We start from the raw sequence: 7,129 nt of genomic DNA on the forward strand, positions 1-7,129 counted from the left end.
GGCTGCCAAGGGAGCAAATTTCACGGTGCCGCCTACGCAGACCACCGCGTCAACCGTGCCCACTTGTTTGTACATCGCCAGAATCGACTGCTTGTCGGAGATGTCCACTGAGACCGCCGAACGGTTACGACTGGCCCCTATCAGCTCATGCTCTTCCGAAAGTAAGCCCACAATTTCTTTCCCAAGGAGCCCTGTGGCTCCAACGACCAGTATGCGCATACGCCCTCCTGATGAGAGATGATGGGGTTAGCCAGCGGCCCCACAGTACCCAACTCGTTTTCAAGACGAAATAGCCTGTCGCACAGCATACGCCTTGTCGCAACTGCGCGGAGGCAGTCCGTGGTTGAGCACTGAGCGCCAAGGAATAGCCACACTCGCGCAAGCAATCGCCCTGCCATTCCCGTAGCCAGTGCATTTGCGGTAGCTATCGGGCACAGGAGAAATTGCCCCAGATACGAAAAGTAAGGTCGTCGGGAACACGGTGTCCCCGGCGAACCCCGTCCCAATGCCGTTCTCGCCGTCTTCTATCACTCCGACAACATGGCGCTAGGAAAAGTGCGGGGTGAGACTGGTTTCGACGCGCATCATCAACTGATAGCACTAGGCTTCGTTGATTTCCTTGAGCCACGCGCCTGCATCATTGCATTTGTACTGCAGCACGGTTCGGAACGCGCTCCGTGCCTGCACCAACACAAATTTCCCGGCGCGCGTCTATACGATGCGATGGCGGGAACGTTCACATTGCCAACGAAGAGGTTTCCAGAGTGGAGGCCCGTCAGGGCTTTGACCAGAGCGCCACGAGTGCATAGATAGCGGCTGGTATAAGAAGAAGAGCGGCTAGCCCCAAGTAGTACCTTGCACCGTGATGAGGTGGCTGCGCATGGAAATGGTGAACTATCAGCTTCATATTGTCCTACCCATTGGCTGAGACTATAGAAAGGACGCTTCAAGCATAGGCATTTCTCGCGTACTTGCATTGGCACAAGCAAGCTGTATGCCCGCCGCCGCAAGAAGGAGACCTTCAGTGCGGCAACCACGCCCCAGTCCGGTGTGAACTGCTGCGCGGCAATCTTTGGCCGACCTGAGACCGTTGCGCCCATGCAGGCGGGAAAATCCAACCCAATGCGCGCCTGCGCGCCTGCAGAAGAAGAGGCAATAAGGGAGCTGCATGAGGAGACGAGCACTGATGGGCGGTGCTACTGCCTTTCTGCACCCAGGTTGCGGGCAGGTGCGGGGTGGTAGATACTGAACACGGGTGACCTGCGAGGGTTGCCCGACTTCTTCGTGGACGTTTGGCCCTTGGTCTACCCGGCTGAGGGCATCTTTTTCTGTTGGGTGGTTGCTTGCCGGTATGTGGCCAAGGCGGGCTACCTACGTTGCCACGGTAACCTTGCGAGAGTCTTGAGCAGCCCCACGACGCTGACGTCCTCGTCGATGGCGTCCCAATGCAGACCAGTCGCCGAAATGCGAACAGCTTGACGTTGTTCCGGAGTGACTTTCGCAAGTTGAGGAAGCCACGCTAGCGGAACGCGAAGGCTCCGGCCGTCTGAAAGGTCCACGGTAAAGCTCGCCTCATCACAGTGCACCGCTACTGCGCAGGGGTCCATGGCATTGCTCCAAAGGCGGATGTGGCCAGAAAATCAAACTCCTTCGATGACACGATATCACCCCCTCCACGGCTGAAAACCTATCGGAAACACTGCCCTGTGCAGACAATGCCACCCTGCGCGATTTGGAATCAGGGAGAGCATCGCTCTACGCGCGGCGCGCGAGACCACGAGCCTTCAACGAAACGGGGGACAGGGCCGAGGAGGGATTTCCCGGATTCTCACTCGGATGGCCTTCCTCTTACACTCACGGCCCTCATCATTACCTTCGTTAGAGCTACATAGGGTGCGCGTTCGTCCCCCAAAAAAAGACCCGCGTCGCCGGAAGCTGGTGACGCGGGTGGTAGCAGGACTACATCGCCAGTCTATGAAGAATTAAGAGTTATTAATCTGAGAATTAACCAGACTTTTCCGGCTTATCTCTTGGCCATTGCGGTCTTCACCACCGATGGCATGGTAGGCGGCCCGCAAGTCCCCATAACGCAGCGCTAAGGTTAACCCGCACCCCGGTGATATCAGTCTTATTCGGCACTTGCCTGACACTGAGTTGTCATCTGGGTTCAGTTAAATGCGCGAGCGGTTACTGCAGCGTCATCGGCGAGTTCATCGCCGCTGCCGGCCAGCAACACTCTGGCATGCCTGCCACAACAAAAAAGAACGCCCGTTCGCGAGACACCGCCAAGCGAAACCGGGCATAGCAAAATTTGAAGGTCAATATGCATCAAGCTCTCGTTTCTCCGATGACCACGAACGACGCGTCGCTACCCGGCGCTCGCAGCGGGAGAAGGACTCGCTGGACTGTTTCGTCTGGCATCGAGGCCCTGCGCCACGAAGCGGCAAGGCTGCGGGCAGCGGCTCAGGCAAAGTTGACCCTAGCCGGCACTCTTGCCATGCCCCGAAACCCTACTGACTTGCTTCAGCAGGCCGCGATGCTCGACAGGGGTGCTGACGTGCTGGCGCTGACCAACTGGAATTGATTCAGTTCGCTTTCTCCTTTCTCAAATTAGGATATGCGGTAGCGAGCAGTCGCTCCATTTTCAGCTTGAGCGCCCCCAAGGCGCGCTACAGTGGTAAACCCTAGACCGGCTTGGCTGCAAGGCGTTTCCTCGGATATGCTGGTGACTCGGACGACTTTCCTGCAATCGAGGGCGAGATTCCCATGGTGCAGTATTATGTCTAGATTGGGTTTTTATTTCTGCATGCGGTATGCATGCGCGTTGCTTCGAGGATGAAATGGCGACTGGCATTGTGAAGTGGTTCAACAACGAAAAGGGCTTTGGGTTCATTACGCCCGACGGCGGTGGCTCGGATTTGTTTGCGCACCACACGGAAATCCAGGGTACGGGATATCGGTCCCTGGATGAGGGCGCCAAGGTGGCATTTGAGCCGAAGCAAGGTCCCAAGGGCTTGCAAGCCTCGCAGATTCGCAAGATGTAGTCGCCGTTGCACCTAGGCAGTCGAGATGGAAGAAAGGCCCTTCGCCGTGACGAGGGGCCTTTTTATTTCTGGCAACACTCTGCCGCTCCGGCGCATCCACACGAGCCAGCAGCCAACTGCAACCAATACGCCAATCGCGGCGCCGCAAATAATCTACGAACACGTCGCAGTAAAGGCCCTTCTCCGGCCGTCAAAACCCGTACAAAGCCCAATGCCCCGGACCGGTCTTATCAATCACAATGAGTGACTGAGACAAACTGACCCTGACCTGAACGTTTGCTGCAAGTACATGACTACGACCGGCCTGGTGGAACGCTAACGAAATGGCACGCAAATTGCCTGACCCAAATAAGGGAATCCGTTCTCATTGGGGAGAATCATCGTGCTGACAGTCATGGTTCTGCTGGTATTCGCGCTTGTCATGCGCGCCCTATACTTGCATCTGCACTTCGCGCGCGAAGAGTTGGTTCGACGCGAGGAGAAAGGGATGCTCACCTGTGAGGTCCGGCGGCATGTTGGCATGGAGGTGCTTCCATCGCACGTTTCCGAGTATCCCGTCCCCAGAGAGGTGCGTATTCGCGTCGTCAGGTTCACCGTCATAGTGCTATGGCGCAAGGAGTATCACATTGCCCTGCCTGCCGATGCCTGCACGCACCTTGGAGATATCTCCGCCGACGAAACTGATGAGCGCTTCCCTGCTTGGGTGCAACACCGTCCTTCCTAAGCAGGGGAGGCCTCACTCCTCGCCGCGAGTGGCACGCCCCCGGACTACCCAAAGCTGAGGCCTTACTCCGACCTCGACGCGGAAATGCTCAAAGCTTTCCCCCTGCCGTCACGGCTCTTCGCCGCCAGTCGCGTAACCAATCTGGTCGCCCGCACGTCAGTTTTTCGTATTGGTGGCGCGTCGCGCTACTTCGCAGCACCGACCATGTAGTCCACCGCGGGTTACACCCCCGTCACCCGAGCCCCCCACGTCCGTAGAATGCCCGAATTTTATCGCCGACCGACCGGACGGGATGCGATAAGTTGAAGTCCGCAAGTTGCCGTCACCGCGTCAAAATAACTTTCAAGTCAGATTTGTAAGCCGGCACAGCTTTGTCACTCTGGGTGTTGCCAACAGTAGCATTTGACAACAACCAACGGCTGCGCGATGGGATTCATTGCAACGGTAAGCAATATTGAAGAGTCGCGGCGGGCTTCCTGGAGCCCCGTTTGGCATCGACGGGGACCCCTCAATGCCAACCTACGCTCCGTTCGGCCTCTCAACCCAAATTGGGTCGGATACTTCCTTAGCTGGAAGCTTGCGGCCTCGCCCTCAATGGTCTGGCAGAAGTCAAGTGCCGGTTGGTTACGCGGGTGGTCACAATGACATTGTCGCCAGTACATATTGACTTTGATTTTTTTTACGTCAGAATTAAATAACACTTTAGGCAGATGGGCCGCTCTCCGCGCTTGCAAACGAATTCCAGCAAGGCCGCACGCGTGACGAGCGTCCTGCCATTGTACAAAGTGGACAGACGGCATTGAGTTGAATTCAATAGCATGCAGAAATAGACCGGTGACCCGTACGTCGGACGATGTAAGTGGAGACAGGAATGACGACAGCCCGAGCTGGAACCAAAGGAGAAGCCGTTAGGCTCTTGGCGGCAGAAGGGATAGCACGAGTCGAACTGGATTACGAGTTAGGTTGGCAGGATGCAATTGAACTCGGGCGTTTAGGCCAGAAGGCTGGCATCTGCGTGGAGTATCGCGGGCACGAGAACATTGCTGTGAGGTCCCACACTGCACTTATCGCGGGCCTCATTCGACCGAAGGTCTCCTTCAGACAACGAAATCTCTACTGCCAGTTCGCATTGACCGAACTGACAGCCAAGGACTTGGCGACCTTGGAGACAAAGGCAATGAAGCTGGGAGACTACATCCTGGCTGGGCATCTACTGCGGGAGGTCGATACAGTTTGGGCCTGAGTAGGCTCCGCTTGAGCGGAGCTTCCGTATCGACAACTTGCGCGCCCAGTTCTTGGCGCTAATTGTCGTGCCTCAAGGCAGTCAAGTTCAGCATAGCGCCACAGGGAGAGGCCATAGCGTCCGAGTGCTTCGCGTCTGCACTTCTGGTTGTCGTGACTTGGCTTTCCCGCTATATTCCTTGGCAACGTGACCCATAGACGAGATTTCGCCGTGACCGTCCATGTTGCGCACAATCGAGCCAATGCGCTTGAACAGATATTGTCACAGGTGACTGGAACGGTTGACCTGGACTATGAGGCCGGTTGGGAAGATGCCCTCGAACTTGGAAGGGTTGGGCAAAAGTACGGCGTCGCCGTTCAGTTCAGGACCCTTGAACATATCGCCGTGCGCACTCCAGAAGCCCTGGCTCAGGGACTGCGAGCACCGAAGAATACCTTCAGGCAGCGGCACCTCTATTGCCTCTTCGACCTAACCTTGATGACCGACGCGCTCCTGACGGAGCTGGAGGCACGTGCCATCGAGCATGGTGATTACATCTTGGGTGGCCACCTACTCAAGGAAGCCACGCTTGTCTGGGAGTGAGCGAAGACGCCAGCCGGCGCCACGAGCTGTACCTGCTGGCCATTCCAGTTTCAATGCGCACGCAGAATGCGAGGCCATCTAGTGCCTGACTTTGGTCATGGCATTCAGAGGCAATGCCGCCATCGGCTTCGAAGCCGGCTTGGCTTTGCGTGCCAGCTCGTCGACGTCGTGCAATTTAGCGCGCAGTTTTCCAGCTAGACATTAGCACCGACCTGCGCAACGCTAGTCGGTGGCGATTTTCAGTTTCCTGCACCCGTCGAATCGTCGCATGAACGTCTTGGACAGCCTTACTTCCTCAGGCATCGATTCAAGCTCGGCAAGCGAAAAATCGCAGTGATTACGGAGACCGAGCCGCCCAGCAGTGATGAGCACTGCCTTAGTACAGCCATCTGAGCGAGCACGCGTCAGCACGCTGCCGACAAGATGGGTTGCAATTTGATGACCTCGGTATTCATGGAGCACGCCGACGGACCGCACGACAACTGTCTCTCCGTATTGCTCAGCACAAGCACAACCCACCACCCGTTCGCTTAATACGGCGATATGAAAGAAGCGCGACCCCTGGTCGACGGCGTCGTTAGGCAAGCTACAACACTCGAGAACATCCACGATAGCGGACCGGTCTGCCTCTCCTGCCGCTCGAATCTCCACACCTCTCATCATCTCCGGCATCTCCTCGTGTCATATTGCGAGCTGAATACGGCAGGGAAACACATAGATGTAACACCCAAAAGTGTCGGCTTCTAGGCTAACACTTGCGTCAGGCAAATGGAATGCGCGGGACAATGCGGTGCCAGCGTAGACCAAGAAATCTCTACTTAGCCTACGGATGCCCGCGCTCCCGCTCACGCCTCTGGAATCAGAAACTTGTCGCGATTCTTCCCGAGCCAAGCCGGTGCCCGACCACGTCCAGTCCAGGTGGCGCCAGTCTTGGGGTCCACATACTTTGGCGGCAGCGAGGCCTTCTCCTTAGCCGGAGCCTTAGGCGTGCTACCAGCCGCAGGGCGTCCACGGCGACGTTTCTGTGCAATGTCGTCGGCCGTCAACTCGTACTCTGCCATCAAAGCCTGGATTTTCTCAATGACGCCAGCGACCTCGCTTTGACGAACTTCGGCGAGCTGGGTCTCCAGCTTTTCCTTCTCTGCCAGCAATTGCTTGTAGGTAGCCATGCTGTCTCCTTGGGTTGATATTGGAGCCATCGTACCTGAGGTCGTTAAATATCGCGACTATCAATCGATAGCGGTGACGAAGCTTCGCATCTGACGGCCAAACCGCCGCCTCGCTCTTATAGGACCCCAGAAAGGGGACTACCGGCGCACGTTCGATACCATGAGTGCGCAGATGGCTGATGGACGGTGCCGCCCTAGACGAATGAAATACACTATCCTGACAGCGCCACCGGGCTAACAGGCGGCTCTGGGCGGCTACCGACATGGGATGGCGCGTCAACACGTCTAATGTTGAGGGCATATGGCTAGGCTACATAAGGAACAACATCGTCTCGAAACCATCGGCTGGTTGCGCGCTGCCGTGCTC

9 protein-coding genes are annotated in these 7,129 nt (G+C 56.8%); 4 read left to right on the forward strand and 5 right to left on the reverse strand.

Annotation, left to right across the window (positions count from 1 at the left end; genetic code table 11):
* The 3 genes from AC1DN0_RS39675 to AC1DN0_RS39685 form a co-directional block, all read right to left on the reverse strand.
* A partial coding sequence (locus tag AC1DN0_RS39675) for an NAD-dependent epimerase/dehydratase family protein (RefSeq protein WP_477146536.1) occupies positions 1-219 on the reverse strand: 219 nt, incomplete at its 3' end.
* Positions 220-1,367: 1,148 nt separating this feature from the next.
* Positions 1,368-1,607 carry a DUF2442 domain-containing protein gene (locus AC1DN0_RS39680; RefSeq protein ID WP_441629781.1) on the reverse strand — a complete coding sequence of 80 codons (240 nt, stop codon included), beginning with the start codon at positions 1,605-1,607 and terminating at the stop codon, positions 1,368-1,370.
* A 560-nt stretch (positions 1,608-2,167) separates the two neighbouring features.
* Complete coding sequence (locus AC1DN0_RS39685) at positions 2,168-2,329, reverse strand: hypothetical protein (protein WP_441629779.1); 162 nt, start codon at positions 2,327-2,329, stop codon at positions 2,168-2,170.
* Positions 2,330-2,840: 511 nt separating this feature from the next.
* Here AC1DN0_RS39685 and AC1DN0_RS39690 point away from each other — a divergent pair.
* The 4 genes from AC1DN0_RS39690 (at position 2,841) to AC1DN0_RS39705 (ending at position 5,593) form a co-directional block, all read left to right on the forward strand.
* The gene (locus AC1DN0_RS39690) at positions 2,841-3,044 is read left to right on the forward strand and encodes a cold-shock protein (RefSeq protein ID WP_441629777.1); all 204 of its coding nucleotides are present in this window, start codon (positions 2,841-2,843) and stop codon (positions 3,042-3,044) included.
* Positions 3,045-3,426: 382 nt separating this feature from the next.
* Positions 3,427-3,768 (forward strand): hypothetical protein, encoded by a 342-nt coding sequence (locus AC1DN0_RS39695; protein ID WP_441629775.1) that lies wholly within the window; start codon positions 3,427-3,429, stop codon positions 3,766-3,768.
* A gap of 871 nt (positions 3,769-4,639) precedes the next feature.
* On the forward strand, positions 4,640-5,011 hold the full coding sequence (locus tag AC1DN0_RS39700; protein WP_441629773.1) for a PHA-granule associated protein 4: 372 nt from the start codon (positions 4,640-4,642) through the stop codon (positions 5,009-5,011).
* A 210-nt stretch (positions 5,012-5,221) separates the two neighbouring features.
* Positions 5,222-5,593, forward strand: coding sequence for a PHA-granule associated protein 4 (locus AC1DN0_RS39705; protein ID WP_441629771.1), 372 nt, complete (start codon positions 5,222-5,224; stop codon positions 5,591-5,593).
* A gap of 222 nt (positions 5,594-5,815) precedes the next feature.
* Here the strand turns inward: AC1DN0_RS39705 and AC1DN0_RS39710 are convergent, their stop codons facing one another.
* Entirely contained in the window at positions 5,816-6,256 is a 441-nt protein-coding gene (locus AC1DN0_RS39710; RefSeq protein WP_477102888.1) for a GNAT family N-acetyltransferase, read from the reverse strand.
* Positions 6,257-6,438: 182 nt separating this feature from the next.
* Complete coding sequence (locus tag AC1DN0_RS39715) at positions 6,439-6,762, reverse strand: H-NS histone family protein (protein ID WP_441629767.1); 324 nt, start codon at positions 6,760-6,762, stop codon at positions 6,439-6,441.
* Positions 6,763-7,129 lie beyond the last annotated feature (367 nt).

The organism is Cupriavidus sp. 05N39 (assembly GCF_056397325.1).